At 75.8% G+C, this 26,162-nt stretch carries 24 protein-coding genes; 7 read left to right on the forward strand and 17 right to left on the reverse strand.

What is annotated here, in order from left to right:
* Positions 1 to 7: 7 nt before the first annotated feature.
* Positions 8 to 772, forward strand: a complete 765-nt coding sequence (locus tag ACHZ99_RS07310; protein WP_420303556.1) for a hypothetical protein — start codon at positions 8 to 10, stop codon at positions 770 to 772.
* A 66-nt stretch (positions 773 to 838) separates the two neighbouring features.
* Positions 839 to 1,741: an aldo/keto reductase gene (locus tag ACHZ99_RS07315; protein ID WP_420303557.1), complete on the forward strand. Its 903-nt coding sequence runs from the start codon at positions 839 to 841 to the stop codon at positions 1,739 to 1,741.
* 34 nt (positions 1,742 to 1,775) lie between these two features.
* Here the strand turns inward: ACHZ99_RS07315 and ACHZ99_RS07320 are convergent, their stop codons facing one another.
* Both ACHZ99_RS07320 and ACHZ99_RS07325 read right to left on the reverse strand, forming a co-directional pair.
* Positions 1,776 to 2,723, reverse strand: a complete 948-nt coding sequence (locus ACHZ99_RS07320; protein WP_420303558.1) for a beta-ketoacyl-ACP synthase III — start codon at positions 2,721 to 2,723, stop codon at positions 1,776 to 1,778.
* A gap of 143 nt (positions 2,724 to 2,866) precedes the next feature.
* Positions 2,867 to 3,718 carry a glycerophosphodiester phosphodiesterase gene (locus ACHZ99_RS07325; RefSeq protein WP_420303559.1) on the reverse strand — a complete coding sequence of 284 codons (852 nt, stop codon included), beginning with the start codon at positions 3,716 to 3,718 and terminating at the stop codon, positions 2,867 to 2,869.
* 202 nt (positions 3,719 to 3,920) lie between these two features.
* On the opposite strand from ACHZ99_RS07325, the gene ACHZ99_RS07330 reads away from it, so the two are divergent.
* A complete protein-coding gene (locus tag ACHZ99_RS07330) occupies positions 3,921 to 5,105 on the forward strand; it encodes an endonuclease/exonuclease/phosphatase family protein (protein WP_420303560.1) in 1,185 nt (394 codons plus the stop codon).
* A gap of 33 nt (positions 5,106 to 5,138) precedes the next feature.
* On the opposite strand, the gene ACHZ99_RS07335 is transcribed toward ACHZ99_RS07330, so the two are convergent.
* From ACHZ99_RS07335 to ACHZ99_RS07385, 11 genes are all read right to left on the reverse strand, one after another.
* Positions 5,139 to 6,386: an NAD(P)/FAD-dependent oxidoreductase gene (locus ACHZ99_RS07335; RefSeq protein ID WP_420303561.1), complete on the reverse strand. Its 1,248-nt coding sequence runs from the start codon at positions 6,384 to 6,386 to the stop codon at positions 5,139 to 5,141.
* Positions 6,383 to 7,813, reverse strand: coding sequence for an NAD(P)/FAD-dependent oxidoreductase (locus ACHZ99_RS07340; RefSeq protein ID WP_420303562.1), 1,431 nt, complete (start codon positions 7,811 to 7,813; stop codon positions 6,383 to 6,385). Before ACHZ99_RS07340 ends, ACHZ99_RS07335 begins: the two co-directional genes overlap by 4 nt.
* Complete coding sequence (locus ACHZ99_RS07345) at positions 7,806 to 9,284, reverse strand: FGGY family carbohydrate kinase (protein ID WP_420303563.1); 1,479 nt, start codon at positions 9,282 to 9,284, stop codon at positions 7,806 to 7,808. Before ACHZ99_RS07345 ends, ACHZ99_RS07340 begins: the two co-directional genes overlap by 8 nt.
* Before the next feature lie 15 nt (positions 9,285 to 9,299).
* Entirely contained in the window at positions 9,300 to 9,908 is a 609-nt protein-coding gene (locus ACHZ99_RS07350) for a GTP-binding protein (RefSeq protein ID WP_420303564.1), read from the reverse strand.
* Complete coding sequence (locus ACHZ99_RS07355) at positions 9,895 to 10,251, reverse strand: DUF742 domain-containing protein (RefSeq protein ID WP_420303565.1); 357 nt, start codon at positions 10,249 to 10,251, stop codon at positions 9,895 to 9,897. Before ACHZ99_RS07355 ends, ACHZ99_RS07350 begins: the two co-directional genes overlap by 14 nt.
* Positions 10,251 to 10,691, reverse strand: coding sequence for a roadblock/LC7 domain-containing protein (locus ACHZ99_RS07360; RefSeq protein WP_420303566.1), 441 nt, complete (start codon positions 10,689 to 10,691; stop codon positions 10,251 to 10,253). The genes ACHZ99_RS07355 and ACHZ99_RS07360 overlap by 1 nt, the downstream gene beginning before the upstream one ends.
* Complete coding sequence (locus ACHZ99_RS07365) at positions 10,688 to 13,258, reverse strand: nitrate- and nitrite sensing domain-containing protein (RefSeq protein WP_420303567.1); 2,571 nt, start codon at positions 13,256 to 13,258, stop codon at positions 10,688 to 10,690. Before ACHZ99_RS07365 ends, ACHZ99_RS07360 begins: the two co-directional genes overlap by 4 nt.
* A 45-nt stretch (positions 13,259 to 13,303) precedes the next feature.
* Positions 13,304 to 14,827, reverse strand: coding sequence for an amino acid permease (locus ACHZ99_RS07370; protein ID WP_420303568.1), 1,524 nt, complete (start codon positions 14,825 to 14,827; stop codon positions 13,304 to 13,306).
* A 61-nt stretch (positions 14,828 to 14,888) separates the two neighbouring features.
* Positions 14,889 to 15,896, reverse strand: coding sequence for a hypothetical protein (locus ACHZ99_RS07375; protein ID WP_420303569.1), 1,008 nt, complete (start codon positions 15,894 to 15,896; stop codon positions 14,889 to 14,891).
* 417 nt (positions 15,897 to 16,313) lie between these two features.
* Positions 16,314 to 17,948, reverse strand: a complete 1,635-nt coding sequence (locus ACHZ99_RS07380; protein ID WP_420303570.1) for an HtaA domain-containing protein — start codon at positions 17,946 to 17,948, stop codon at positions 16,314 to 16,316.
* 30 nt (positions 17,949 to 17,978) lie between these two features.
* Complete coding sequence (locus ACHZ99_RS07385) at positions 17,979 to 19,457, reverse strand: HtaA domain-containing protein (RefSeq protein WP_420303571.1); 1,479 nt, start codon at positions 19,455 to 19,457, stop codon at positions 17,979 to 17,981.
* 107 nt (positions 19,458 to 19,564) lie between these two features.
* Here ACHZ99_RS07385 and ACHZ99_RS07390 point away from each other — a divergent pair, with 107 nt between their 5' ends.
* The 3 genes from ACHZ99_RS07390 to ACHZ99_RS07400 are packed head-to-tail and all read left to right on the forward strand — an operon-like array spanning position 19,565 to position 22,577.
* Positions 19,565 to 20,584, forward strand: a complete 1,020-nt coding sequence (locus ACHZ99_RS07390) for a heme/hemin ABC transporter substrate-binding protein (protein ID WP_420303572.1) — start codon at positions 19,565 to 19,567, stop codon at positions 20,582 to 20,584.
* Complete coding sequence (locus ACHZ99_RS07395) at positions 20,581 to 21,744, forward strand: FecCD family ABC transporter permease (protein WP_420303573.1); 1,164 nt, start codon at positions 20,581 to 20,583, stop codon at positions 21,742 to 21,744. The genes ACHZ99_RS07390 and ACHZ99_RS07395 overlap by 4 nt, the downstream gene beginning before the upstream one ends.
* Positions 21,741 to 22,577 carry a heme ABC transporter ATP-binding protein gene (locus tag ACHZ99_RS07400; RefSeq protein ID WP_420303574.1) on the forward strand — a complete coding sequence of 279 codons (837 nt, stop codon included), beginning with the start codon at positions 21,741 to 21,743 and terminating at the stop codon, positions 22,575 to 22,577. Before ACHZ99_RS07395 ends, ACHZ99_RS07400 begins: the two co-directional genes overlap by 4 nt.
* A gap of 118 nt (positions 22,578 to 22,695) precedes the next feature.
* Here the strand turns inward: ACHZ99_RS07400 and ACHZ99_RS07405 are convergent, their stop codons facing one another.
* The gene (locus ACHZ99_RS07405) at positions 22,696 to 23,211 is read right to left on the reverse strand and encodes a GNAT family N-acetyltransferase (RefSeq protein ID WP_420303575.1); all 516 of its coding nucleotides are present in this window, start codon (positions 23,209 to 23,211) and stop codon (positions 22,696 to 22,698) included.
* A gap of 106 nt (positions 23,212 to 23,317) precedes the next feature.
* Between ACHZ99_RS07405 and ACHZ99_RS07410 the strand changes: the two genes are divergently transcribed.
* The gene (locus ACHZ99_RS07410; RefSeq protein WP_420303576.1) at positions 23,318 to 23,953 is read left to right on the forward strand and encodes a YdeI/OmpD-associated family protein; all 636 of its coding nucleotides are present in this window, start codon (positions 23,318 to 23,320) and stop codon (positions 23,951 to 23,953) included.
* A gap of 24 nt (positions 23,954 to 23,977) precedes the next feature.
* Here ACHZ99_RS07410 and ACHZ99_RS07415 read toward each other — a convergent pair whose 3' ends face one another.
* From ACHZ99_RS07415 to ACHZ99_RS07425, 3 genes are all read right to left on the reverse strand, one after another.
* The gene (locus ACHZ99_RS07415; protein ID WP_420303577.1) at positions 23,978 to 24,787 is read right to left on the reverse strand and encodes an SAM-dependent methyltransferase; all 810 of its coding nucleotides are present in this window, start codon (positions 24,785 to 24,787) and stop codon (positions 23,978 to 23,980) included.
* Positions 24,788 to 24,964: 177 nt separating this feature from the next.
* Positions 24,965 to 25,213 (reverse strand): DUF397 domain-containing protein, encoded by a 249-nt coding sequence (locus ACHZ99_RS07420; RefSeq protein ID WP_420303578.1) that lies wholly within the window; start codon positions 25,211 to 25,213, stop codon positions 24,965 to 24,967.
* 2 nt (positions 25,214 to 25,215) lie between these two features.
* The gene (locus ACHZ99_RS07425) at positions 25,216 to 26,037 is read right to left on the reverse strand and encodes a helix-turn-helix domain-containing protein (protein ID WP_420303579.1); all 822 of its coding nucleotides are present in this window, start codon (positions 26,035 to 26,037) and stop codon (positions 25,216 to 25,218) included.
* Positions 26,038 to 26,162 lie beyond the last annotated feature (125 nt).

The raw sequence follows: 26,162 nt of genomic DNA on the forward strand, positions 1-26,162 counted from the left end.
GCCGCCCGTGTCCGAATGGCTCATGCTCACCCTGGCGATGGCCGCCGCCATCGCGGTCGTCGTGCTCGTCACCGTCCTGCGCAACCGCCGCCCCGACGAGGACTTCGACCCCGACGAGACCCCGGACGTCATCGAGTACATGACGATGATGATCGGGGTGGTGTTCGCGATCGTGCTGGGCCTGGCGATCGCCGGCGTCTGGGAGGCCAAGGGCAGCGCGGAGGACACGGTGCGGCGGGAGGCGTTCGCGCTGCACGAGACCGTCGAGCGGCTCGCCGGGTACCCGGCCCCGGTGCGGGCCGAGATCCGGGCGGACGTGACGGCGTACGTCGCCTACGCGGTGCACGAGGAGTGGCCGCGGATGCAGGACGGCGAGGGCCTCGACGAGCGCGGCGACGAACTGCTCGACGAGGTGCGCCGCGGCGTGTTCGCGTACGTCCCCGTGACCGACGCCGAGAACCGGGCCGCCTACGCGCTGGGCGACCGGATCGCGGCGGCCGAGGAGGCCCGCAACGAACGGGCGCTGAACTCGGGGCCGACGATGCCGTCGCTGGTGTGGTTCGGGCTGATCGCCGGCGGGCTCGTCGCCGTCGGGATGGTCTTCGCCCTGCAGATCCAGCGCTCGGCGCGCGAGCTGATCCTCGCCGGGCTGCACAGCGGGCTGCTGGCGTTCCTGCTCTTCCTGGTCTGGGAGCTGGACCAGCCCTACGTCCGCGACTCCGCCGGCATGCTGGAGCCGTTCACCATGCTGTTCCCGGAGGCCGCGGGCTGAGCGGCGGCCGGACACCCCCGCGTCGGTGGGCCGCCGCCCGCCGTCCGGGGCGGTAGCGTCGTCGGCATGACGAACTCACCGCCCGCCCGGCCGCCGGGCGCCGCCGGGACCGCGTACGGCATCGGCGGCGACGCGCCGGTCGGCCGCATCGGGTACGGCACGATGCGGCTCACCGACCACCCCGGCATCCCGCCGTCCGACGCGATCATCTGGGAGCCGCCGCGCGACCGGGCCGGGGCCGTCGCCGTGCTGCGCCGCGCGGTCGACCTCGGCGTCGGGCTCGTCGACACCGCCGACTCCTACGCGCTCGGCGCCGTCGAGGAGCTCGTCGCCGAGGCGCTGCACCCGTACCCGGACGGCCTCGTCGTCGCCACGAAGGCGGGCCTCACCCGGCCCGGGCCCGGGATGTGGGAGCCGCTGGGCCGGCCGGCGTACCTGCGGCAGCAGGCCGAGCTGAGCCTGCGCCGGCTGCGGACCGACTGCCTCGACCTGTTCCAGCTGCACCGCGTGGACCCCGAGGTGCCGCTCGCCGACCAGGTCGGCGCGCTCCGGGAGTTGCAGGACGAGGGCAAGGTGCGGCACATCGGCCTGTCCGAGGTGCACGTCGGCCAGCTGCGCGCGGCCCGCGAGGTCGCCGCCATCGCCTCCGTGCAGAACCTCTACAACCTCGCGACGCGCCACCACGAGGCCGTGGTGGACTACACCGCCGCCGAGGGCATCGCCTTCCTGCCCTACTTCCCGATGGCCGTCGGCGAGCTGGCCGCGCCCGGCGGGACCGTCGCGGAGGTGGCGGCCGAGCTGGGCGCCACGCCGGCGCAGACGGCGCTGGCGTGGCTGCTGCGCCGGGCGCCGAACGTGCTGCCGATCCCGGGCACGACGTCGACCGGCCACCTGGCGGAGAACATGGCGGCGCGGGACCTGGTGCTGTCGGACGAGCAGTTCGCGCGGCTGTCGGCGATCGGCGGCTGAGCCGGGCCGCGGGCGGCCGGCGGGGGCCACCGGGCTACGGGCAGCGCACGACCTGGCCCGCGTAGGACAGGTTGCCGCCGAAGCCGAAGAGCAGCACCGGCGCGCCGGACTCCACTTCGCCGCGCGCCACCAGCTTCGAGAACGCCAGCGGCACGCTCGCCGCCGAGGTGTTGCCCGACTCGGTGACGTCGGTGGCGACGACGGCCTGCGGCGCGCCGAGGCCGCGGGCGATCGGCTCGATGATCCGCAGGTTCGCCTGGTGCAGGACGACCGCGGCGAGGTCCGTCGGCGCCACGCCGCCGCGCTCGCAGACGCGGCGGGCGATCGGCGGCAGCTCCTTGACGGCCCAGCGGTAGACGGCCTGGCCCTCCTGCGCGAAGACCGCGGGGGTGCCCTCGATACGGACCGCCGGGCCCATCTCGGGCGCGGAGCCCCAGACGACGGGGCCGATGCCGGTCTCGGCGGCGGTGGCCGCGGGGGCGACCACGGCGGCGCCGGCGCCGTCGCCGGTGAGGACGGCGGTCGAGCGGTCGGTCCAGTCGGTGACGCCGGTCAGCTTCTCCGCGGCGATGACCAGGGCGCGGCTCGCGGCGCCGGCCCGGACGGCGTGGTCGGCCTGGGCGAGGGCGTGGGAGAAGCCGGAGCAGGCGACGTTGACGTCGATGGCGGCGGGCGCGGGGATGCCGAGCCGCTCGGCGACCCGGGCGGCCATGTTCGGCACCCGGTTCTCCGCGGTGCAGGTGGCGACCATGACGAGGTCGACGTCCCCGGGCTTCGTGCCGGCGCCGGCCAGCGCCTTGGCGGCGGCGTGCGCGGCCATCAGGTCCACGGTCTCGTCGTCCCCGGCGACGTGCCGGGCGCGGATGCCGACCCGGGAGCGGATCCACTCGTCGCTGGTGTCGACGAACGCGGCCAGGTCGTCGTTCGTCAGCACCTTCCCGGGCTGGTAGTGCCCGAGGGCGACGATCCGGGATCCGGTCATGGGCGGTCTCCTCCGCGGCGGTTCCGTGCGCCTGGCGTACGCCTCCGAGTCTGCCCGCTCCGCCCCGGCCCGGGCAGGGGACATCCCCCAAAGCGGCTGCCCCGGGTTTTGGCGGGACGCGCCATTGCGGCGGCCCGGCGGGCTCAGGTGAGGGACTGCGGGTAGTCGGTGATGATGCCGTCGACGCCGAGTCCGGCCATCCTGCGCATCGCGCCGGGCTCGTCGACGGTCCAGACGTTGATGTCCATGCCCAGTTCGTGAACGCGGTCGACGAGCGCCTGGTCGGTGACGGTGTACTGCGGGTTGACCTGGTCGGCCCACTCGCTCAGCGCGAGCAGTTCGGCCTCGGTGGGCCGGTCGGCGTCGAGGAGGCCGACGGGCACCTCGGGCATGAGGTTCTTGAAGCCCTGCGCGTCGTCCAGCTCGAAGGACTGCACGGCGAGCTGGTCGTTCGCCAGGGCGCGCGCGGTGTAGCGCGGGTTGGCCCGCAGCAGCTCGGCGAGGTCGGCGGGCAGGCTCGCGTCGTAGTGCCCGCAGGGGCTGATCTCCGCCAGCAGGCCCGACTTGCGGTCGATGATGTCCATGACGCGGTCGACGGTGATCAGCGGCTCGCCGGCGTACCGGTCGGAGAACCAGGAGCCGGCGTCCAGCTCGCGCAGCTCGGCCCAGGTGAAGTCGGAGACGTGGTAGCTCGGGCGGCCCGGGTAGACCTCCTCGACGTCGGTGGTCCGCTCCATCGTGCAGTCGTGGAAGTTGACGAGCTTGCCGTCCTTGGTGCGCTGCACGTCGATCTCGACGAAGTCGGCGTCCTGGCGGACCGCCAGCCGGGTGGCGGCGGCGGTGTTCTCGGGCGCCACGCCGGAGGAGCCGCGGTGGGCGATGACGTCGGGCCCGGCGGACGCGGCCTGGGCGCCGGACGCGCCGGCGAGGACGCCGGTGGCCGTCAGGGCCGCGAGGACGGGCGCCGCCCGCAGCAGGGATCTCACGAGCTTCACAATTGACCTTCGCTCTCGTGGTGTTGGTGGTGCTGCCGAGGCTGAGGACGTGACGTTAAACAAAGCTGACGATCACCTCAAGGGCGCGTGGTCAGGGAATGACGATGCTTGCCCGGCGGTGCGCCGGATGCTGGGATGCGGTGTGCGCGTACGGGCCCGGGCGCGGAGGCGGAGAGCGGCGGCGCGGCGGAGAGGCGGAGCGATGCGGGGCATACGGCACGGCGGCCGGGCGCGCCGGGCGGCGGCGCCGGGCCCGCTGGCCGCGGCGCTGGTGGCCGCGCTGGTGGCAGGGTGCGGTGGGACGGGCGGGCCGGACCGGGACGGCGGACAGCGGGAGCACGAGGTGCAGGGTACGGAGCGGGCGCGGGAGAGCCGGGAGGCGCGCGAGAGCCGGGAGACGGGCGGGGCGCGCGCCGTCGGCGTGGCGACGTACAACGTCTACCTCGGCGCCGATCTGAAGCCCCTGTTCGCCGCGGGCAGCAGCGCGGAGCTCACGGAGCGCGCGGGCGAGGTGTACGCGGCGATGGAGGCGACCGACTTCCGTGAGCGCGCGACGGCGATCGCGGACCTGCTCGCCGCGCACGGGCCCGAGGTCGTGGGGTTGCAGGAGGTGGCCCGCTGGGAGCGGGGGCCGCTGGGCGGACAGCTGGAGGTGCGCTACGACTTCCTGGCGCTGCTGCTCGACGAGCTGGCCGCGCGCGGCACGCCCTACCGGGCCGTCGCCGCCAACGACAACTTCACCGGCCGGATGCCCGTGTCGGCCACCGAGGAGGCGCGGTTCACCGACCGGGACGTGATCGTCGTACGGGACGGGCTGCCCGCCGCCCGGCTGCGGACGGCCAACGCCGTCTCCGCCGCGTACGACGCGAAGGCCGTCCTGCCGTCCGGGATTCCCGGGCTGTCCTTCGTGGTGCCGCGCGGCTGGTCGTCGGTGGACGTCACGGTGCGGGGCGAGACGTTCCGCTTCGCCCACACCCATCTGGAGGCGTTCGGCAGCCCGGACGTGCGCGCCGCCCAGGCCCGCGAGCTGGCCGCCGCCCTCGCCGGCTCGCCCCACCCCGTCGTCCTGGCCGGCGACTTCAACTCCCGCCCCGGCGACGCCGAGGGCGCCTACGGGATCCTCGCCGCGGCGGGCTACGCCGACGCCTGGACCGCCGCGGGCGGCGACCCGGACGGCGGCTGGACGGCGGGCCAGCGCGGCTCGCTGCGGGACGCCAACGCGCTCTCCCACCGCATCGACCACGTCCTGTACGGCCCGGGCGGCCCCCGCGCGTACGCGGCGGAGGTGATCGGCGACGAGGACGCGGACCGCTCGGAGCCGACCGGCTACTGGCCGTCCGACCACGCCGGCGTGGTCACCCGGCTCCGGCTCGGCGGCGGGCGGTAGCAAGCGCCGCCCGCGGGCGAAGGCCGGGCCGGGTCACAGGCCGATGTGCACCGGCCCGCCGCGCCGGTCCGCGCCCGCGGCCAGGCGCCACGGCACCCGGAAGACCCGGCCGGGCGAGGCGGGCCACGGCAGGGCGCGGCGGCCGAGGACCCGCCCGTCCTGACGTACCGTCACCCGCGGCACCCGGACCAGCTCGCCGGACCACAGCAGCAGCCGGCCCCGGGGCGGCGGCGGGTCGCCGGGGCGCAGCAATCCGGGGGCGACCCAGCGGAACGGGGGGTCGGCGATCAGCGGCACGCCCGGGCCCGGCGCCGGCTCCTGCCCGGCGAGCGCGCGGAGCACCTGGTGGGCGACGTGCCGCCCGTCGAGGGCGGCGACGTCGGCGGTGTCGGCGGGGTGCAGCAGGTTGCCCGCCGCGAAGACCCCTGGCGCGCTGGTGCGCAGCGCGGTGTCGGTGAGCGGCGCGGCGCTGCCGGGGGCGAGGTCGAGCCCGGCGGTGCGGGCGAGTTCGTGGTCGGGGACCCAGTCGCCGGTGAGGACGAGGGTGTCGCAGGCGACGGTGCGGCGCCGCCCGGTGTCCAGGTGCTCGATCTCGACGCCGGTGAGCCGGCCGCGGCCGTTGATCCGGACGACGCGGGTGCGGGTGGCCACGGGCACGCCGAGCGCCAGCCGCCCGGGGCGGGTGAACGCGGCGTACGACTCGGGCACGGCGTGCTCCGTCGTCATCAGCGCCGTCCGGCAGCCCGCCGCGCGCAGCGTGAGCACCGCCGACCAGCTCACCGGTTCGGCGCCGACGACCACCGCGCGCCGGCCGGGCGAGCGGCCGTGCAGGTGGACCAGGTGCTGCAGCCGCCCGGTGGTCAGCACGCCCGGGGGCCGGTCGCCGGGAATGAGCCGGGCGGGCCGGGGCCGCTCGCGGGCGCCGGTGGCGAGCACCACGGCGCGGGCCTCGACGCGCAGCAGCCCGCGCGGCGTGGTGACGTCCAGGGCGCGTTCGCCGGCCCAGCCGGTGACGGTGGCGCCGGTGCGGATCCCGGCGCCGGCGGCGACGGCGCGTCGGGTGAGCTCCCGGGCGTAGGCGGGGCCGTCGAGGAGGCGGTGCAGGTCCCGCAGACCGTAGCCGGTGTGGTCGCTGTGCCGGGGGATGCCGCCGGCGGCACGTTCGCGGTCGAGGACGAGGACCCGGCCGGGCGGCAGGCGCGGGGCCAGCCGGGCGGCGGCGGTCAGCCCGGCCGGGCCGGCGCCGACCACGACGACGTCGGGGGTGAGTGCGGTGCTCATCGGCCGGGCTCCGGGGCGGGGTCGGGGGCGGTGGGCGCGGCGGCGGCCGGGCCGCCGGCCAGCAGGGCCTCGACCTCGCCGGCGCAGAAGAAGCCCTGGCAGCGGCCGTTCATGGCGCGGGTGCGGCGGCGCAGCCCGTCGGCTCCGGCGGGCGGCAGCGGGGAGCGCAGCGCGTCGCGGATCTCGCCCTCGGTGACGCGCTCGCAGAAGCAGACGACCCGGCCGTACGCGCCGTCCCGGGCGATCAGCTCCGCGTCGCGGTACGGACGCGGCCCCGCCTCGCCGAGGTTCGGCATCCGCGGCGGCGGGGGCAGTTCCGTACGCGGGACGAGCGCGAGGCCGGCGGCGCCGAGCAGGTCGCGGACGTGCTCGGCGAGCGCGAGGGACGCGGACAGGCCGGTGGAGCGGATGCCGCCGGCGAGCAGGTAGCGCCGCGCGGGGTCGGCCTCGACCAGGTAGTCGTCGCGGTCGATCGCCGCGCGCAGGCCCGCGTACGCGGCCGTGACCTCCTCCTCCCGCAGCCGGGGCAGCAGCCGCGCGCCCCGGGCCAGCAGGTGGTCGTACCCGGCGGCGGTGGTGGCGGTGTCGCCGCGGTCGGCGACGTCCTCGGCGGTGGGGCCGACCATGACGTTGCCGTAGACGGTGGGGCTGACGAGCACGCCCTTGCCGCGTGCGGTCGGCACGGGCAGCACGATGCGGGGGACGAGGGGGCGGGCGAGCTTGTCGTAGACGAGGAGTTCGCCGCGGCGGGGGGTGACGGTGAAGCGGTCGTGGCCGAAGAGCCCGTCGACGGTGTCGGCGGCGAGGCCGGCGGCGTTGACGACCCAGCGGGCGGTGACGTCGCCGGCGGTGGTGCGCAGCACGGTGGCGGCCGGGCCGGGCTCGGCGGCCTCGACGCGGTGGCCGAGGAGGACGGCGGCGCCGCGCGCCCGGGCCTCGGTGGCCAGCGCCAGGGTGGTGCTCCAGGAGCAGATGACGGACTCGCCGGGGACGGCGAGCCCGCCGAGGGCGCCGGGGCCGAGCGCGGGGACCTCGGCGTAGACCTCGTCGGCGGTGCGGCGTGCGCAGTGCTCGTAGCCGTTGGCGGCGGCCTTGTCGTGCAGCCGGGGCAAGGCGGCCAGCTCCTCGTCGGTCCAGGCGACGAGGAGGGCGCCGGTGGGCTCGACGGCGATGCCGGTGGCGGCGGCGTACTCGGACAGCAGCGCGTAGCCGCGGCGCACCAGGCGGGATTCGAGGGTGCCGGGGGTGGCGTCGAAGCCGGTGTGGAGGATCGCGGTGTTGGCCTTGCTGGTGCCCTCGCCGACGTCGTCGCGGGCGTCGAGGAGGGCGACGGACAGCTCGTGGCCGGCGAGTTCGCGGGCGACGGCGGAGCCGACGACGCCGGCGCCGACCACCGCCACGTCGTACGGGCCGGGCGGCTCAGCCATGCCCGTCGCCCGCCGGCGCGTCCTGCCGCGGCAGCGCGGCGCCCGCGGCCGTGCGCCACCGGTCGAGGAACTCCTCCGCCCGCGCCCGCGGCCAGCGCGGCTCGTACGTCCGGCCCGGCGTCCACCGCGGCACCGCGTCCGCGGCCGGGAGCCCCGGCTCCAGCGCCATCCGGGCGAGCGCGGCGGCGCCCAGCGCGGTGGCGTGCGGCGAGGGGTAGACGTCGACGGGCACCTGGGAGAGGTCGGCCTGCGCCTGCATCAGCGTGCGGCTGCGGGTGAGCCCGCCGTCGACGCGCAGCCGGGTCAGCGGGCCGCCGAGGTCGGCGGCGACCAGCCCGGTCACCTCGGCGACCTGGGCGGCGACGCCCTGGAGCACGGCGAGCACCAGGTGCTCGCGCCGGCTGGCCAGGGTCAGCCCGGCGAACGACGCGGTGGCCTCCGAGCGCCACCAGGGCGCGGCGAGCCCGGCGAACGACGGCACGCACACCACCCCCGCGGCGTCGTCGGCCGCCGCCTCGTCCAGCTCCGCGGCCGAGCCGACCAGGCCCAGCTCGGTGAGCCAGCGCACCGCGGAGGCCGCGGTGTACACCTGGCCGTCCACGCAGTACGGGGTGGCGCCGCGGGCCCGCCAGGCGACGGACGTGGTCAGCCCGGAGCCGGAGCGCACCGCGGCCTCGCCGGTGTTGGCGAGCAGGAACGCCCCGGTCCCGTAGGTGCACTTGGCGGTGCCCGCCGTCAGGCAGCCCTCGCCGAACAGCGCCGCCTGCTGGTCGACCACCAGCCCGGCCACCGGCACCTCGGCGCCGAAGGCGGCGGTGGTGCCCGCGACCTCGTCGCAGGCCACGATCCGCGGCAGCCCGGCGGGGTCGAGGTCGAAGAGGGCGACCAGCTCGGGGTCCCAGTCGACGGCGTCGAGGTCGAGCAGCAGCGAGCGGCTGGCGGTGGCGGCGTCGGTGACGTACGCGCCGGTGAGGTGGTGCAGCAGCCAGGTGTCGGTGGTGGTGACGACGCCCTCGCGGGTGGCGTTCTCGCGCAGCCAGGTCATCTTCGGCGCGGAGAAGTACGGGTTGAGCACCAGCCCGGTGCGCCGGGCGACCCACCCGGCGGCGTCCGCGCGCTCGTCGCACTGCCGCTGCGAGCGCGCGTCCTGCCAGCTGACCGCGCGGGACAGCGGCTTGCCGGTGGCGCGGTCCCAGGCGAGCACCGTCTCGCCCTGGTTGGCGAGCGCGACGGCGTCCACCGGCCGGCCGGCGGCCTCGACGGCCTGCCGCCCGGCGGCCAGCACCGACGCGAGCAGCTGCGCCGGATCCTGCTCCACGCCGCCGCCGGGCAGGTAGTCGGGGGTCACCGGCACCTCGGCGAGGGCGAGGACCCCGGCGCCGCCGGCACCGCCGTCGCCTGAAGCCGCTGGGTCGACGACGAGGGCCTTGGTGCCGGAGGTGCCCTGGTCGATGGCGAGCACGGTCGTCATGGCGGGCGGGCCTTCCTACGGTCGCTGGGCGTGGGCCGGTTCCGCGGCGGCGATCAGATGGTCCATCAGGGCGAGCAGCACGCCCCGCACCGACTCGCGCTCGCGGGCGTCGAACAGGACGATCGGGGTGGTGGGCTCCTTCAGGGTGAGCGCGTCGCGGATCTCCTCCGGATCGTAGTCCTGCTCGCCGTGGAAGCAGTTCGCGGCCACGACGAACGGCAGGTCGCGGCTCTCGAAGAAGTCGACCGCCGCGAACGACCGGTCCAGCCGCCGGGTGTCGACGAGCACCACCGCGCCCAGCGCCCCGCGCAGCAGGTCGTCCCACATGAACCAGAACCGCTCCTGGCCGGGCGTGCCGAACAGCATCAGCACCGCCACGTCCAGGGTGATCCGCCCGAAGTCCATGGCCACGGTGGTCGCGGACTTCTGCTCGATGCCGGACAGGTCGTCCACGCCCACCCCGGCCGCGCTCAGCTGCTCCTCCGTGCGCAGCGGCGTGATCTCGCTGACGGCGCCGACCGCCGTGGTCTTGCCGACCCCGAACCCGCCGGCCACGAGGATCTTGACGGGTGGGAGGTAGGCGTCCCAGACGGCGTCGGGGGCCCGGGTGTCAGGCTCGTTCAAGGCCGCTCCTGATTCGTCGGAGGAAGTCGATGTTCATGGCGTCCGGATCGCTCATCGGCGGTCTGTGTTCGATGAGCCCCTGCTCCAGCAGCTGAGCGAGGAGGACGGCGGCGGGGGTCAGCCGCATCTCGATACGGGCCGCCAGCTCGGCCACGGCGATGCCGGGGCCGCTGCACAGCCGCAGGATGGTCTGCCACTCCTCGGGGATATTGCGCACGTCGTCGGCCAGTACGGCGGCGCGGACCGTGGAGTGCATCGTGAACTGCTCACCGGGCGCGGGGTCGGTGCGTGAGCCGGTGAGCGCGAACGTCCGCGTTCTGCGCGTTCCCCGTGGCGCGCTCATTACCGGATGCGGTCCCTGCGGGACCCGACGCCGAGCTGGTGCTTGAAGGCGCGGGCGACGCGGACCGTCTCGCGCATGGCGAGACCGATGGACTCCGGGCCCGAGGTGTAGACCACGAGCGTGCTGCCGTTTCCGCAGGCGGTGAGGATCAGGTGACTGCGCTCCATGGTGATGTTCAGGTGCAGTACGGAGCCGCCGTCGACCGGCATCGACAGGCCGTCGGCGAGGCTGGCGAGCCCGGAACAGGCGGCGGCGATGGTCTGGACGTCGTCGCGGCTCCAGTCCAGGCCGTAGCCGCAGAGGGCCAGGCCGTCGTCCGCGAGCAGCACGAAGCCGGTGAGGTCCGGGACGAGTTGCAGGTTGTCGCGGAGGTTGTCGAAGACGGCCGCGTCCTCCGGGCTCGCGGGGATGACGTTCTTCACGTGCCTGAGGCTGCTCATCGGTCGCTGTCTTCCTCCGGGTCGGTCAGGGCTTCCTGAAGCTGGGTGAACGCCGACTCGATGCTGTCGAGCGGACGTCCGTCCATGGCGGTGGCGGGCCGGCGTCTGCCGTCGCGCAGCTGGCCGGCCATGCTGGAGCCGGGCACCCGCTGGGGCAGCCCGGTGGCCCGGGCGGCGGGGCGTTCGGCCCCGGGCTGGGGCTCGGGCGCGTGCGGCGGCGGGACGGTCTCGGTCCCGGGGGTGGCGGGGACGGTCAGGGGCACTTCCTCCGTCGGTTCGTGGGCGGGTTCACCGGCCGGTTCGGGGTGGGTCCCGGGGCCCGGCCCGGGGCGGGGCTTCCTGGTGCGTACGGGCAGGGGCTCCTCGGCTCGTACGTGCTCGGGGGCGGCGGGCTCCGCGGGCGCGGCCGGCCGGCGGGCGGGCAGGCCGCGCGGCTCCGGGGCCGGCGCGCCGCCGTCGCCTTCGCCGGGGGCGGTGTCGGGAGCGGCGTCGGGGGCCGGATCGACGGGGCGTACCGGACCCGCGGCGCCGCCGGGGCGGGCGGGCTCGCGGCGCACCAGGCCGGCCGCCGTCGGCTCCCGCCGCCTCGCGGGCCGGGGGCCCGAGCGGCCCGGCAGCGACCTGCGCGCCGGGGTGCGGTCGGCCAGCTGCTCCGGCGGGCCGCTGAGCAGCGCGGACGGCACCAGCACCACCGCCAGCACGCCGCCGAAGCGGCCCTGCTGGAGCGTGACCCGGATCCCGTGCCGCTGTGCGAGCTGCCCGACGACGAACAGGCCGAGCTGGTCGGAGGACTTGGCGAGCACCGCGTACGGCGGGACGTCCAGCAGCCGCCCGTTGAGCGCCTCGAAGAACCAGCTCTCCGGCGCCCGGCCCTTGTCCTCGACCTCGATCGCGACGCCGGTGGCGGTGTCGGTGGCGCGGACGAAGACCTCGTAGCCGCTGGGCGAGTAGGTGGTGGCGTTCTCGATCAGCTCGGCGATCAGGTGGGTCAGCTCCCCGGCCACCTCCGGCACCACCCACGCCTCGGCCCGGAACTCCTTGGTGACCTGCGCGAAGCCGCGGGACTCGCCGGCCGCGTCGACGATCAGGTTGGCGATGTGCACGGGCTCCGTGTGCGGGTTGGCCACGGCGCCGCCGGAGAGCACCAGCAGGTTCTCCAGCTGGCGCCGCACCCGCACGGTGAGGTGGTCCAGCTCGTACAGCTCGGCGAGGAGCGCGGGGTCGGTGTCCGCGTAGCGGTGCTGGAGCTCGTCCAGGGTGCGCAGCACGGCGACGATGAGGGTGACGGCCCGCATGGTGACGCCCTCGGCGAACTTCTCGAAGCCGAACCGCTCCTCGTGCACGATCCGCGCCGCCTCGACCACCTCCTCCGCGAGCCGGGCGACGACGTTGGAGATCTCGCCGAACTCGTCGGCGGCGGCGACCTGCGTCGGCAGCGCCGACAGGTCGACCTCCTCGCCGCGCTGGAGCCGGACGATCATCTGCGGCAGCTGCCGGCGGGCGACGGCCAGCGCGCTGGAGCGCACCTCCTCGGCCCGCCGGACGATGGTGCGGCTGATCCACAGCACCACGCCGAGCACGATCCCGACCAGCGCGAGGCCGCCGGCGGCGATGGCGTAGGCCGTCAGGCGCAGCTCGTCGGCCCGGTCCGCCGCCCGGTCGGCGAGCGCCTGGATCCGCGCGGTGGCCAGGCCCGCGAGGCTCGGGCCGACGCGCTCGTACGCCCGCGACCACCCCTCGGCCGCGGCGGGCAGCGCCACCGCCCCGCCGGAGTCGCGGCCCGCGTCGATCACCGCGTCCTCGATGCGGGACTTCGCGGCCCACTCCGCCGAGGCGGTGAGGGCGTCGTAGCGGTCCTTCTCCCCGCCGGGCAGCAGCGGTCCGGCCAGCGTCCCGTACGCGAAGCGCTGCACGCCGGCGGCCTCGGCGAACCGGGCGTGGTCGGCGGCCCGGAGCCGGCCGTCGCGCGCGCCGGCCAGCAGGGTGTCCTGGAGCGCGAGCGACTCGCCGGCCTGGAGCAGGGCGGTCACCGGGCGGGCGCCCTGGGCGAGGTCGCCGTTGTGGGCGCGCAGCCGGGAGTGCACGCCGATGGTCTCCCCGATGGCGTCGGTGTACGCCGTCAGCACCTCGTCGCGGTCCCCGGAGCGGGCGGCGGCCCGTTCGCGTACGGCGCCGAGTGCGGCGACGCGGCGCAGGGCGGCTTCGACCGGCGGGCGGGCGGAGGCGTCGGGGAGCTCCGCGGCCAGCTCGCGGAGTTCGACGGCCGCCTCGTCGGTGAGGGCCTGCTGGTTGCCGAGCTGGGCGGCGTTGACCGGGCCGCGGGCCCAGTGCAGCGCGGTCATCCGGCGCTCCGCCTGCAACTCGGCGACGAGCGCGAACGACGGCTCCTGGAGCCGGTCGAGGGTGTCGGCGTAGTCCTGCACGGCACCGGCCCGGTTCAGCTCCCGGACGGCGCCGGTCGCGGCCAGCGCCGTCAGCGCCGCCACGACGACCGCGGCCAGGAAGCGGAGGAGTGTGCGCAGGCGCAGCTGACGCCCGCCGGGAGCGGTGGGAGTGGATGCGGACATCGGACCTCACGGAGCGCTGGTCGGTTTCGGTCGGCCCGGCGGCCGTCACACCAGGTCCTTGCCGAGCTCTGCCATCTCGGGGTCGGCGGTGTAGAGGGGGGTCTTGTACGAGCGCCGGCCGGCCGCCCACCACGAGACGGTGGCCAGCAGCAGGACCGCGGCCAGGGCCACCGAGGCGTAGTTGAAGCTGCTCACGTTCACCGGCGACTCCTGGGGCAGGCAGAAGATCACCGTGATCACGGCCACCCAGCACACCGCGATCCAGCCGACCACCGGGCTCCACCGGCCCAGGTTCCACGGCCCGGGCACGAAGCGGTTCTTCGCGCGCAGCCGCAGGAAGATGGGGATGGCGTAGGCGGGGGTGATGCCGATGACGTTGATGGCGACCACCGCGCCGTACGCGGTCTCCGAGTACAGCGACGGCAGCGCCAGGCAGAACGCGACCGCGACCGACAGCATGACCGCCCGGGTGGGCACGCCGGTGCTCGGCGAGACCCGGCGCCACAGCTTGGAGCCGGGCAGCGCGCCGTCGCGGGAGAAGGCGAAGACCATCCGCGCGGTGGCGGCGGTCTCGGCGTTGCCGCAGAAGAGCTGCGCGCAGATGACGATGAGCAGCAGGGCCTTGGCGCCGCCCTCGCCGATGGCATCGATGAAGATCTGCGCGGGTGGCACCCCGGTCACGGAGTTCTGGGTACCGACGTAGTCCTGGATGGCGAAGGTCAGCCCGGCGAGCAGGACGAAGCCGGCGACCCAGGAGACCCAGATCGCGCGGACGATGCCCTTGGCGGAGCTGACCTGCGCCTGGGTGGTCTCCTCGGACAGGTGGGCGGAGGCGTCGTAGCCGGAGAAGGTGTACTGGGCGAGCAGCAGTCCGATGGCGGTGACGTAGAACGGGTTGTTCCAGCCGGTGTCGTTGTTGAACTCGCCGAAGACGAAGCCGGCCGACTGGTGGCTGTCCGGGGCGATGATCAGGACGGCGACGATGATCGCGACGCCGGCCAGGTGCCACCAGACGCTGATCGAGTTGAGGAGGCTGACGACGCGCACCCGCAGCAGGTTCAGCGTCATGTGCAGCACCAGGATGCAGGCGAAGATCAGCAGCGTCTTCTCCGCGGTGGGTTCGAAGCCCCACTGGAGGTTGAAGAACGCGCCGAGGAACAGCGCGCAGCCGTAGTCGATGCCGGCGATGGCGCCGAGCAGGCCGAGGAGGTTGAGCCAGCCGGTGTACCAGCCCCAGCGGGGGCCGCCGAGCTGGTGGGCCATGTAGTAGAGCGCGCCGGAGGTGGGGTACGCGCTGGTCACCTCGGCCAGGCCCATGCCGACGCAGAGCACGAAGAGCCCGACGGCCACCCAGCCCCACATCATGACGGCCGGGCCGCCGGTACTGAGCCCGAAGCCGTACAGGGTCATGCACCCGGAGAGGATCGAGATGACCGAGAAGGAGATGGCGAAGTTGCCGAACGGGCCCATGCGCCGCGCGAGTTCCGGCTCGTAGCCGAGATCGCGGAGGTGGGCGTCGTCGTCCTTGCGCCGGGACGTGCCGGCGGTGCTGACCGGCGCTTGTGACATGGGGTGACCTCCGATGGGGAGTGGCAGGGGCATGACAGTCAAAAGGGGACAGGTACGGCCGTCACCCGCTACCGAGAGCCAGCGAGCGGGCGCGTAAGAACTCGGCCTCGGCCAGGTCCTGCCGGTCGGGGTCCTCGGACACGTACGCCCAGGGCAGAAGGGTGGCGTAGGGGCCCAGCGCGGTGAACACCCGGGCCGCCCCGTCGAACTCGCGGGCCGCGCTGAGCGCGTGGGCCAGGTGGTTCAGGTCCAGCACGGAGCGCACGTCGGCGTTCGTGACGTCGAACCAGCCGTCGAGCGCGCGCAGCGAGTCCCGCAGGATGTCCTCGCGGGACCACTGGCGGTGCACGAGCGCGTCGCCGCGGCCGCGGCGGCGTTCGAAGTGGTAGTGCTCGGCGTGCGCGAAGAGCGGCAGCACGAGGAGCGGGGAGGCGGTCGGGGCCCAGGAGCCCACCCAGCGGGCGAAGTCCATCGCGTACGCCTGCGAGCCGCCCGCGGCGGCGCAGAGCTGGAGCACGCGGTGGTACGCCTCGCGGTTGTACCGGTCGCGCTTGACGACCTCGTCGAGCAGCCCCCACGGCCCGCGCGGCAGCAGGTTCTCCGGCGGGCCCGAGCGGTGCTCGGGGCGCAGCTGGCGCGGGTCGGCCTGCGCCAGCGCCAGCAGGCACACCCACGGCACCGGATCGCCGGGGTGCAGCAGCGCCGCCTCCCGGCACGCCTGCCGCGCGTCCTCCTCCAGCTGCCCGGCGCTGGGGTGCCGCTGCCGGTGCGCCTGCACCGCGCGCCCGACGGCGACGCGCGCCAGCATCATCCGCGCGTCGGCGCTCTCCGGCTCCTCGTCCAGCCAGATCTGCACCACCGCCGACTTGGCGGCCACCACGCCGAGCACCTGGGAGCGCGCGGTACGCGCCGCCCAGTCGGCGCCGGTGCGGGCGAGCAGCGCCCGCATGGACATCCACCGGCCGACGCGCAGGTCGTCGACGACGGCCCGTAAGTCGTCGTCGAGGCCGGCGAGATGGTAGACGGGCCGGAAGTCCCCGCCACGGCCGGAGGCACCGCCGCGCGCCATCACCACCCCCCGCGGAGCGCGCTGACTCGCGCGTGCGGTGCGTGCGTACGTGGACGGCGCCCCCCGGCGCGGGCGGGATCCGGCGGCCCGGGCCCGCGGGTGGGGCGACGCGACAGGGGGCCGGGCGGCCCGGCTAAGCGGAGGCGCCGCGGCGACTGCCTTGCGATGTTCATCGAAACCTCGGGCGCGCGCACGCGGGTGGTACGTGGTGCTGGTGCGCGGCTTTCCAACAGACGTACGTGATGGGGTCGATGGGATCGTAGCGACAGGAGGGCCGTCTGTGTAATCCACCGAAGATTGTTGCCGACTAGCAACGAAAGGTCTGGACCGCCAATCGCCGTCCGACCCGCCGTACGGCTCGGGTGGGAGCGCCGCCCGTCGCCGTGGGTGACGGGCGGCGCTCCCGGTGGCGGGGCGTCAGCCGGCGGCCGGGCGGCGGCGGCGCATGGTGTACACGGCGGCCGCGCCGGCGGTGGTCATGGCCGCGGCGGCGGCGATGAGGGGGGTGGCCGGGGTGCCGCTGCCGGTGTCGGCGAGGGAGCCGCCGGCGCCGCCCACGGAGGCGGGGGTGCCCGCGGTGGCGGCGCCGCCGGTGGACTGGGCGCCGCCGGCGGCCGCGTCGCCGGGGTCGCCGGTGCCGGGGAGTTCGGCGTCCTCGTCGAGGGTGACGGCCAGGCTCACCGGGTCGAGGGCGGCGCCCGGCTCGTAGAAACCGCCGAAGGCGGCGGCGCCGTCCTCGGTGAGCGCGGCCGGGATGTCGGTCAGCCGGACGACGTCGTCGGTGGGCGTCAGCTCCGCGGGGGCCACGTCGAGGTCGGCCACCGCGACGTCGTCGCTCTCGGTGACCTCGCCGCTCTCCCGGTCCTTGGACGAGACGTCCGCGACCAGCGCGGCGCCGTCGCCGTCCGCGCGCACCTTCAGGTCGCCGAACTTCAGGTCCAGCGCGTACGCGCCGCCCTCCTCGTGGGCGCGGAAGCGCACCGCGCCGCCGAACGCCGCGTCCAGCGACGGCCCGTCGGCGTCGAACTCCCCCTGCGCGTCGGGGAAGCGGAAGCCGCCGGAGTTCTCGGCGGCGCCGCCGGAGACGTCGATCCTGCCGTGGCCGACGGGGCCGGTGACGTAGTCGCGGAAGGACTTCTTCACGCCCCAGTCCAGCCGGCCGTCGACGAGGGCCCCGGGGGTCTGCGGGCCCTGCCCGGTGCCGCCGTCCGTACCGGACGAGCCGGCGGAGCCCGTGGAGCCGCCGGTCGCCGTGGTGCCGCCCTGGTCGCCGCCGCCACCCGACCCGCCGGTCCCACCGGTTCCGCCGGTTCCGCCGGTTCCGCCGGTTCCGCCGGTCCCGCCCGTTCCGCCGCCGTCCGACCCGCCGGCCGAGCCCGCCGTGCCGCCGGTGCCGCCGCCGTTCGTGGCGCCGCCGTCCGCGCCGCCGTCGCCCGCGGCACGCACCGACAGGGTCGCCGGGTCGAGTTCGGTGCCCTCCGCGTACATGCCGTTGAACGCCTGTGCGCCCTGGGCGGTCAGCGTCGCCGGGATGTCGGCGAACGTCATCGCGCCGTCCGCGCCGCCGCCGGGCCGGACGCCGGACAGGTCGAGGTCCGCGAACTCCACGTCCTGCGCCGTCCGCCCGGCGGCGGTGACGTCGGCCGTGATCGCGCCGGTGGTGGCGTCCTCGGTGGTGAGCTTCAGGTCCGCCAGCTCGATGTCGAAGCGGTGTTGCGTGGAGACGAAGCGCACGCTGCCGTCGAAGGAGGTGTCCACCGCGTGCGTGGGCCGGTCGTACGTGCCGGTGCCGCCGGTGAACGTGAACAGCCCGTTGTCCGGCGCCTGTTCCGCGCCGGTCGCGGTGGTGATCCCGCCGTGCGCGACGCCCACGACGTAGCTGCGCCAGGACTGCTTCACGCCCCACGTCAGGGTGCCGTCGGTCAGGTCGACGGCCGTGGCCCCGGCCCCGGTCTCGCCGCCGGCGGCCGCGGCGGGCAGGGCCAGCGCGACGGCGCCCAGGGCGGTCGCGGCGGCGATGGCTGCGGTGAGGCGCAGCGGGGTGGCGGTCATGTCGTGGTTCTCCTCAGGAGTGTCGGTGCTTCAGTCGGTCGTGCCGGGCTTCCCGGCGTCATCGGTGGCTTCGGTGGCTTCGGGACCGGGGGCGGCGGACGCCGTACGGCGGCGGCGCACCGCCGCGTAACCGAGCAGCGCCGCGAGCAGCACGCCCGCCGCGCCCACGCCCAGCGGCACCGCGGGAGACGTGGACGACGAGCCGGTCTCCCCGGCGGCGCCGGCCGCGGCGCGCCGCTTCCCCGCCGCGTCGGCGGGCTGCGGGCTCGCGCTCGGGCCGGGGTCGCTGCCCAGGTCGGGCAGGGCGGGGAGGTCGGCGCCGGCGTCGAGCGCGACGGCGACGGAGACGGGGTCCATGGCGGTGCCCGCCTCGTACATGCCGCCGAAGGCCCGCGCGCCCGCCGCGGTGAGCTTCGCCGGCGCGTCCGTGACGGCGACGAGGCCCTCCGCCGCCTTCAGCCGCCCGGCCGGGAAGGTCACGACCGGGGTGTTCCCGGCCGTGTCGCCGTCGTCGGTGACGTCCGCGACGAGGGTGCCCCGGCCGTCCCGTACGGTCACGGAGACGCCGCTCAGCCGGAGGTCGAGGCGCTCGCCGGTGAAGTGCAGGGTGCCGGCGAAGCGGGCGTCGAGGCGCCGCTTCTCCGCGTCGTACGAACCCTCCGCCCGGCCGAAGCGGAACAGCGCGCCGCCGTCCTCGGCGCCGCCGCCGAGCCGCCAGCTCCCCTGCGCCACGGGGCCGGTGACGTAGTCGCGGAAGGTGCGGCGTACGCCCCAGTCGACGGCGCCGTCCAGGATCTTCCCGGCGGCGGCCTTCCCGGCGCCCTCGCCTCGCTCGCCGCTGCCGTCGGCCGGCTTCTCCGGCGGAGCGGGTTCTTCGTCCGAACCGGCCCCGGGCGCGCGGACGTCGACCGACAGGCTGACCGGGTCGAGTGCCGTGCCGGCGGGGTAGTAGCCGGCGAACGCGCGCTCGCCCTCGGCGGTGAGCGTGGCGGGCACGCCGTCGAGCGCGATCGGGCTGCCGGCGCCGCGCATGTCGAGCCCGCCGAGGTCGAGGGTGGCCAGCGCGGCCTGGCTGGACGTGCTCGTCCGCCCGGTCTCGCGGTCCTTGCCGGCGACGTCGGCGTGCAGGGTGCCGCGGCCGTCCGCGATGCGGACGGTGAACGCGCGCAGGGTCAGGTCGAGCCGGTGGGTGCCGTTCTGCTCGTGCCCGGTGAAGCGCACGCCGCCGCCGAACGCGGCGGTGAGCGCGCCGGTCTCCGGGTCGTACGAGCCGGTGGCGGAGTGGAAGCGGAATCCGGAGGCGGCGCCGTCGAGCAGGGTCCACCCGCCCTGCGCCACGGGCCCGGTGACGTAGGTCAGGAACGACTCCTTGACGCCCCAGTCGAGCCGGCCGCCGTCGACGGTGCGGGCCGCCGCCTGCGCCGGCGGCGCGACGGCGACGCCGGCGCCCGCCGCGAGCGCGCCGGTGAGCAGCAAGGTGGCGGCCAGGACGCGCAGGCGCCGCAGCATGGGTCCCCTCCGATCTGGTTTCTTAGGTGAGGCTAACCTAAGCTATCGCCGAGCAGGCCGGAAGCCCCCGGCTCTGCGAGCCCCCTGGAACGCCGAAGGTGGAACCGGTGCCGCGAACTCCCTGTATCTCCCGCGCCCTTGCGGCCGCCGCCGCCCTGGCCCTCGCCCTCGCCGGCTGCGGCGGCACGTCCGGCGCGGACTCCGGGGACGGCGGCGCGGGCACGGGAGCAAAGGCGCCCGCCGACCGCGTGGAGCCGGTCACCGCGAAGGCCGTACCCGAACTGCCCGCGACCGTGCCGTCCGCCGACGGGCGCGAGGTCACCGTCGCCGAGGCGGACCGGATCGTGCCGCTCAGCGGCTCGCTCTCCGAACTCGTCTTCTCGCTGGGGCTCGGCGACCGCGTCGTCGCCCGCGACGTGACCGCCACGTTCGAGCAGGCGAGCGACCTGCCGGTGGTCACGCAGGCGCACGACGTCTCCGCGGAGAGCGTGCTGTCGCTGGAGCCGGACGTGGTGCTGGCCGAGGAGACCACCGGGCCGGCGGAGGCGGTCGACCAGATACGCGCCGCGGGCGTGCCGCTCGTCGTCCTCGAACCCGCGGCGGGGCTCGACGACGTCGCCGGCCGCATCGACGCGGTGGCCGCCGCGCTCGGCGTCCCCGACGAGGGCGCGCGGCTGCGCGCGCACACCGCGGAGCGGATCGAGGCCGCCCGCGGCGACATCCCGGACGGCGGCGACAAGCCGCGGGTGGCGTTCCTGTACGTGCGCGGCTCGGCCTCCGTGTACCTGCTGGGCGGCGCGCGCTCCGGGGCGTCCTCGCTGATCGAGGCGGCGGGGGGCGTCGACGCCGGCAAGGAGTCCGGGCTCGGCAAGGACTTCACGCCGATCACCAGCGAGGCGCTGGCGAAGGCGGCGCCGGACGTGCTGCTGGTGATGACGAAGGGGCTGGAGTCGGTGGGCGGGGTCGACGGGCTCGTGGAGCTGCCGGGCGTCGCGCAGACCCCCGCGGCGATGGACCGGCGGATCGCGTCGGTCGACGACGGCGTGCTGCTCAACTACGGGCCGCGCACGGACGCCGTGCTGCGCAGCCTGGTGGCGCAGATCCACGGCCCGGGCGAGGGCCGGTGACCTCCTCGGCACAACTGCCGCCGTCCGCCGGGGCCCCGGCGGACGACCCTGCCGCTCGCCGGGCGGGCGCCCCGGCCCCGTACCGTACGAAGACCCCGGGCCCGCCGCCCGCGCCCGGCGCCCCCGCCGCCGTACGCGGCCGGGCCGCCGTCCTCACCGCGGCCCTCGCCGCCGCGCTCCTCGCGGCGGTCGTCCTCGCCGCGGGCATCGGCGCGTACGACATCTCCCCCGGCGACGTCCTCTCCTCCACCGCCCACCGCCTGCGGCTCGGCGGCGGGGACCTGGGCCGCGTCGGCGAGAGCGTGCTGTGGAACGTCCGCCTCCCCCGCGTCGTGCTCGCCGTGCTCGTCGGGGCGTCGCTGGGCTGCGCCGGGGCGCTCATGCAGGGCGTGTTCGGCAACCCGCTGGCCGAGCCCGGGGTGATCGGCATCTCGTCGGGCGCCGCGGTCGGCGCGGTCGGGGCCATCGCCCTCGGCGCCGACGTCCTCGGCAACTGGACCGTCTCCGCCTTCGCGTTCCTCTCCGGGCTCGCCACCGTGCTGCTGGTCTACGCGCTCTCCCGCTCCGGCGGGCGCACCGAGGTCGTCACGCTCATCCTCACCGGCATCGCCGTCAACGCCTTCGCGGGCGCGCTCATCGGCCTGTTCGTCTTCTTCGCCGACAACGCGCAGGTCACGCAGATCACCTTCTGGCAGCTCGGCTCGCTCTCGCAGGCGACGTGGCCGAAGGTGCTGGCCGTGCTGCCCTGCGCGGCCGTGGGCCTGGCGGTCGCGCCGCTGTACGCGCGGAAGCTGGACCTGCTCGCCCTCGGCGAACGGCCCGCGCGCCACCTCGGGGTGGACGTGGAGCGGCTGCGGATCGCGCTGGTGCTGGTGGTCGCGCTGCTGACGGCCGCGGCGGTGGCGGTGGCGGGCGTGATCACGTTCGTGGGGCTGGTGGTGCCGCACCTGCTGCGGATGGCGGCGGGGCCCGGGCACCGGTTCCTGGTGCCGGGCAGCGCGCTGGGCGGCGCGCTGGTGCTGGTCGTCGCGGACCTCGCGGCGCGCACCGTGGCGGATCCGGCGGAGCTGCCGCTCGGGGTGCTGACGGCGCTGGTGGGCAGCCCGTTCTTCTTCTGGCTGCTGCGCAGGACCCGCCGCCGGCAGGGGGGCTGGGCATGATCCGTACGCTGCTGGGCGCCCGGCCGGGCCGGTCCCTCCCGGCGCCGCTGCCGGCGGGCACCACCGCCGCCGAGGCCCGGGACCTGGTCGTACGCCTCGGGGGCAGGACCGTGCTCGACGGCGTGCGGCTGACCGCGACCGCCGGGCGCCTCACCGCCCTCGTCGGGCCGAACGGCGCCGGGAAGTCGACGCTGCTGGCCGCGCTGGCCGGCGACCTCACGCCGGAGGCCGGGGAGGTACGGGTCGGCGACCGGGACATCGCCGGATGGTCGCCGGCGGAGCTGGCGCTGCGCCGGTCGGTGCTGCCGCAGTCCGCCTCCCTGGCCTTCCCGTTCCCCGTCGGGGACGTCGTGCGGATGGGCCGCGCGCCCTGGGCCGGCACCCCCGCCGAGGACGCCGACGACGAGGCGGTGGCGTGGGCGCTGGAGGTGACGGAGACCGCGGAGTTCGCCCGGCGCCCCTTCGCCGAGCTGTCCGGGGGCGAGCGCGCCCGCGTCGCCCTCGCGCGCGTGCTGGCCCAGCGGGCGGGGCTGCTCCTTCTCGACGAGCCGACCGCCGCGCTCGACCTGCGGCACCAGGAGCTGGTGCTGCGGCTGGCGCGGGAGCGGGCCGCCGCGGGCGACGCCGTCGTGGTCGTCCTGCACGACCTGGGCCTGGCCGCGGCGTACGCGGACGAGGTCACCGTGCTGGACGGGGGCCGGGTGGCGGCCGCCGGGCGGCCGGCGGAGGTCTTCGACGGCGCGCTGCTCGGCGCGGTCTACCGGCACCCGGTGGAGGTCCTCACGCACCCGCGCACGGGCGCCGTCCTGGTGCTCCCGCGCCGCGAGCCGTGACGGGCCCGCCCGCGGCGGCGGGGAGGCCGCTCCGGGGGCGGCTCGACGCGCGGGTGCGCCGGCGCCTCCGTCCCCTTCCGTGAGCAGGGCCGCGCGGCGCCCGCGCGGGCCGCGGCCGTCACGCCCCGGGGGTCGCGCCGCCCGTCACCGGCTTCGCATACCGGTGGCAGTCCACCGTCACCGGGCCGTCGCGTCCCTCCGCCCGGTAGTCCAGCGGGCCCTCGTCCGCCCATCCCTGCCGCGCGTAGAACCGGCGCGCCCGCGCGTTGCCCGTGACGACCGCGAGCCAGGCCCGCCCGTACCCCCGGGCGGCCACCCGCCGCTCCCCCTCCGCCAGCAGCAGCGCGGCCACTCCCGTGCCGCGGTGCTCCGCCGCGACGAAGAGCTGCTCCACCTCGTCACCCACGGCGGTCACGAACCCCGCGAGCGCGCCGCCGGCTTCGGCGACCGCCGTGTCCGGCACCCGCGCGGCCGCCCGGGCGGCGAACGACTCCGGCGTGCGCATCGCCACCAGCTCGTCCGAGACATGGCCCAGGTGGGCGTCCCGCCACGCGCTCTGCCAGATGCGCGCCACCTCCGCCGCGTCCCCGGGGCGGGCGGGCCGCAGCGTGGGCTGCTCGTCGTACGTCGTCATGTCCCCCACGCTAACCGCGGGGTACGACATCCGCCCGCGCGGGCCACGGCGGAGTACCCCGGCCCGACGTACGGTGGCCGTAGCGGCGGTGAAAGGACACGTACCCATGGCGGCCACCGGCAGCGAATCCCCCGGCGCGGACTCCTCCGGCGCCGATTCCCCCGACGGCGCGCCGGTCCGCGCGTTCGCCGACGCCGCCGGGCTGGAGTCCTGGCTCGACGCACACCACGACCTGCGGTCGGGCCTGTGGCTCAAGGTCGCCAAGAAGGGCTCGGGGATCGCCTCCGTCACGTCGGCGGAGGTCGACGACGCCGTGCTGTGCTACGGCTGGATCACCGGCCTGCGCAAGGGATTCGACGACTCCCACTACCTGCAGAAGATCACGCCGCGCCGGGCGCGCAGCCAGTGGTCGCAGGTGAACGTGGACCGGGTCGGGGTCCTGACCGCGGCCGGCCGGATGCGGGCGCCGGGGCTCGCCGCGGTGCGGGCCGCGCAGGCGGACGGCCGGTGGGAGGCCGCGTACGCGTCGCAGAAGGACGCCGAGGTGCCGCCCGACCTCGCCGCGGCGCTGGCGGGCAGCCCGCGGGCGGCCGCCTTCTTCGACGGGCTCGGGAAGACGGACCGTTACCGGGTGATCCTGCGGCTGCTGCGGGCCCGTACGGCGGAGAGCCGGGCGGCGCAGCTGGCGCGGGTGACGGAGACGCTGGCCGCCGGGCGGCGTCCGGACGAGCGGAGGCCGTAGCCCGGCGCCCCAGCCCACCCCCGGTCAGCGCTTGCGCGCCACCCCGCCGTAGACGTCCGTGGGCTCCGGCTCCGTGCCGGCCTCGGGTCGCCACAGGGGGCAGGAGACTATCCCCGGCTCGATCAGCTCCAGGCCGTCGTAGTACGCCGTGATGTCGTCCGGGCTGCGCAGCACGTACGGGACGGCGCCGGTGTCGTCGTACCCCTGCTGGGCCTCCTGGAGGGCCGTGTCGGTGGCGGTGCTGTCGTAGTGGACGAAGTAGCTGCCGGAGGGCAGCGCCGCCTGGAGGCGGCGGACGATGGACTTGGCCTCCTCGTAGTCCTTGATGTGGCCGAGAATGCCCATGAGCATCAGCGCCACCGGCTGCGAGAAGTCGAGCGTCCTGCGCGCCTGTTCCAGGATCGTCTCCGGCTTGTGCAGGTCGGCGTCGACGTAGGTGGTCTCGCCCTCGCGGGTGCTGGTCAGCAGCGCCTGGGCGTGCCGCAGCACTAACGGGTCGTTGTCGACGTAGACGATGCGCGACTCGGGCGCGAGCCGCTGGGCGACCTGGTGGGTGTTGTCGTAGGTCGGCAGGCCGGTGCCGATGTCGAGGAACTGGCGGATGCCGGCCTCGCCGGCCACGTGGGTCACCGTGCGGATCAGGTAGTCACGCGAGGCCCGGGCCATCGTCTCGATGTTCGGGGCGATCTCGCGGTACTCGTCGCCCGCCTGGCGGTCGACGGCGTAGTTGTCCTTCCCGCCCATCCAGTAGTTCCAGATCCGGGCCGAGTGCGGCACCGTTGTGTCGATCTTGGAAAGGGCCCCCTCCGCGGGGGTGGCCCGGCCTTCTGCCATCGGGAATCTCCTGCCCTGCGGCGCTCGGGTGCCGCCGTCTCGCGTGCCGTCCAACTTACTGTTCAGTGCTCGGTCGTACGGACCGTTTCGGCCGTTCGCCGGGGGCGGACCGGGGCGGACGGGCGGTGCCGTACGCCCCGGTCCACTCCCCCGGCAGAAGGCCGGTCCCGCGGCTCGTCAGGCGACGAGGTAGTCCGCCTGGCCGGCCTTGGCGCCCTCCAGGAAGGCGACCATCTCTTCGCGGGTGTAGACGAGGGCCGGGCCGGTCGGGTCGGTGGACTGGCGCAGGGCGACGCTGCCGTCGGGCAGCCGCTTGGCCTCGACGCAGCTCCCGCCGTTGGTGCCGCTCCAGGGCTTCTGCCAGCCCTCGGTGCCGAGTTCGGTAGCCGGGACGCCGGTGCGGAAGGTCGGGGGGTCGGCTCGCATGGTCAGTACTCCTTACGCATCTCCACCAGGAGTGCCCTGGTCCGGTCCACCGGATCGGCCTGGACGGCCATCCGGTCCAGTGTTTCCAGATACCCGACGACGTCGTCGGCTTGGTCCACGTAGACCGCGCCGGTGAGGTTCTCCGTGTAGACGATGTCGGGCAGTTCGGTGAAGCCGAAGCGGAAGTAGTGGAACGGGCCGAACGCGCCGGGGTGCGGCCCGGCCGAGAACGGCATGATCTGCATCTTCACGTTCGGCAGTTCGATCGCTTCGATCAGCCGGTCTATCTGCGCCCGCATCACCTCGCGCCCGCCGACCGGCCGGCGCAGCACCGACTCCTCCAGCACGGCCCACATCGCGGGCGCCGTCGGCGCGGTCAGCAGGTCCGCGCGGGTGGTGCGCAGCGTCACCCGCCGCTCGATGTCCTCGTCCGGCTCGTTGGGAAAGCCGATGCGGAAGAGCGTGCGGGCGTAGTCGGGTGTCTGCAGGAGTCCGGGTACGTAGTGCGGTTCGTAGATGCGGATGACGGTGGCGTCGCTCTCCAGGCTCACGTACGCGCGGAACCAGTCGGGGAGAACGGTCCGGTACTTGTACCACCACCCCGGTTGATTGGCCTCCTTCGCCATCCTCAGGAAGTCGTCGGTCTCGGCGCCGGAGACGCCGTAGGTGCGCAGCAGCTCCCGCACGTACGGGATGCGCAGGCCGACCTCCGCCTTCTCCATCCGCCGCACGGTCAGCGGCGTCACGTCGATGGCCTCGGCGGCCTGTTCGAAGCTGACGCGCGCCTGCTCGCGCAGGTGCCGCAGCCGCTTGCCCAGGACCATGCGCAGCACGGTCGGGGCGCTTCCGCCACCCGAGCGTGTATCGCCCACGTTCCTCCCCTCCCGGCACGGCTGCTACTCCGGGAGTGTGTCATGCCCCGTCTGAGACTGACAGGGGGGCCGCACAC

The sequence above is a fragment of the Streptomyces sp. MAR4 CNX-425 genome (genome assembly GCF_048656465.1).
Classification (GTDB): Bacteria; Actinomycetota; Actinomycetes; order Streptomycetales; family Streptomycetaceae; genus Streptomyces.

What these genes read in the sequence shown, in the direction of transcription:
- ACHZ99_RS07420 (WP_420303578.1), bottom strand. Translation starts at nt 25,213, where the DNA reads ATGCGAGCCGACCCCCCGACCTTCCGCACCGGCGTCCCGGCTACCGAA.
- ACHZ99_RS07345 (WP_420303563.1), bottom strand. Translation starts at nt 9,284, where the DNA reads ATGACGACCGTGCTCGCCATCGACCAGGGCACCTCCGGCACCAAGGCC.
- ACHZ99_RS07360 (WP_420303566.1), bottom strand. Translation starts at nt 10,691, where the DNA reads ATGAGCAGCCTCAGGCACGTGAAGAACGTCATCCCCGCGAGCCCGGAG.
- ACHZ99_RS07340 (WP_420303562.1), bottom strand. Translation starts at nt 7,813, where the DNA reads ATGGCTGAGCCGCCCGGCCCGTACGACGTGGCGGTGGTCGGCGCCGGC.
- ACHZ99_RS07425 (WP_420303579.1), bottom strand. Translation starts at nt 26,037, where the DNA reads ATGGTCCTGGGCAAGCGGCTGCGGCACCTGCGCGAGCAGGCGCGCGTC.
- ACHZ99_RS07370 (WP_420303568.1), bottom strand. Translation starts at nt 14,827, where the DNA reads ATGTCACAAGCGCCGGTCAGCACCGCCGGCACGTCCCGGCGCAAGGAC.
- ACHZ99_RS07320 (WP_420303558.1), bottom strand. Translation starts at nt 2,723, where the DNA reads ATGACCGGATCCCGGATCGTCGCCCTCGGGCACTACCAGCCCGGGAAG.
- ACHZ99_RS07405 (WP_420303575.1), bottom strand. Translation starts at nt 23,211, where the DNA reads ATGACGACGTACGACGAGCAGCCCACGCTGCGGCCCGCCCGCCCCGGG.
- ACHZ99_RS07330 (WP_420303560.1), top strand. Translation starts at nt 3,921, where the DNA reads ATGCGGGGCATACGGCACGGCGGCCGGGCGCGCCGGGCGGCGGCGCCG.
- ACHZ99_RS07335 (WP_420303561.1), bottom strand. Translation starts at nt 6,386, where the DNA reads ATGAGCACCGCACTCACCCCCGACGTCGTCGTGGTCGGCGCCGGCCCG.
- ACHZ99_RS07375 (WP_420303569.1), bottom strand. Translation starts at nt 15,896, where the DNA reads ATGGCGCGCGGCGGTGCCTCCGGCCGTGGCGGGGACTTCCGGCCCGTC.
- ACHZ99_RS07385 (WP_420303571.1), bottom strand. Translation starts at nt 19,457, where the DNA reads ATGCTGCGGCGCCTGCGCGTCCTGGCCGCCACCTTGCTGCTCACCGGC.
- ACHZ99_RS07315 (WP_420303557.1), top strand. Translation starts at nt 839, where the DNA reads ATGACGAACTCACCGCCCGCCCGGCCGCCGGGCGCCGCCGGGACCGCG.
- ACHZ99_RS07415 (WP_420303577.1), bottom strand. Translation starts at nt 24,787, where the DNA reads ATGGCAGAAGGCCGGGCCACCCCCGCGGAGGGGGCCCTTTCCAAGATC.
- ACHZ99_RS07380 (WP_420303570.1), bottom strand. Translation starts at nt 17,948, where the DNA reads ATGACCGCCACCCCGCTGCGCCTCACCGCAGCCATCGCCGCCGCGACC.
- ACHZ99_RS07355 (WP_420303565.1), bottom strand. Translation starts at nt 10,251, where the DNA reads ATGAGCGCGCCACGGGGAACGCGCAGAACGCGGACGTTCGCGCTCACC.
- ACHZ99_RS07400 (WP_420303574.1), top strand. Translation starts at nt 21,741, where the DNA reads ATGATCCGTACGCTGCTGGGCGCCCGGCCGGGCCGGTCCCTCCCGGCG.
- ACHZ99_RS07365 (WP_420303567.1), bottom strand. Translation starts at nt 13,258, where the DNA reads ATGTCCGCATCCACTCCCACCGCTCCCGGCGGGCGTCAGCTGCGCCTG.
- ACHZ99_RS07410 (WP_420303576.1), top strand. Translation starts at nt 23,318, where the DNA reads ATGGCGGCCACCGGCAGCGAATCCCCCGGCGCGGACTCCTCCGGCGCC.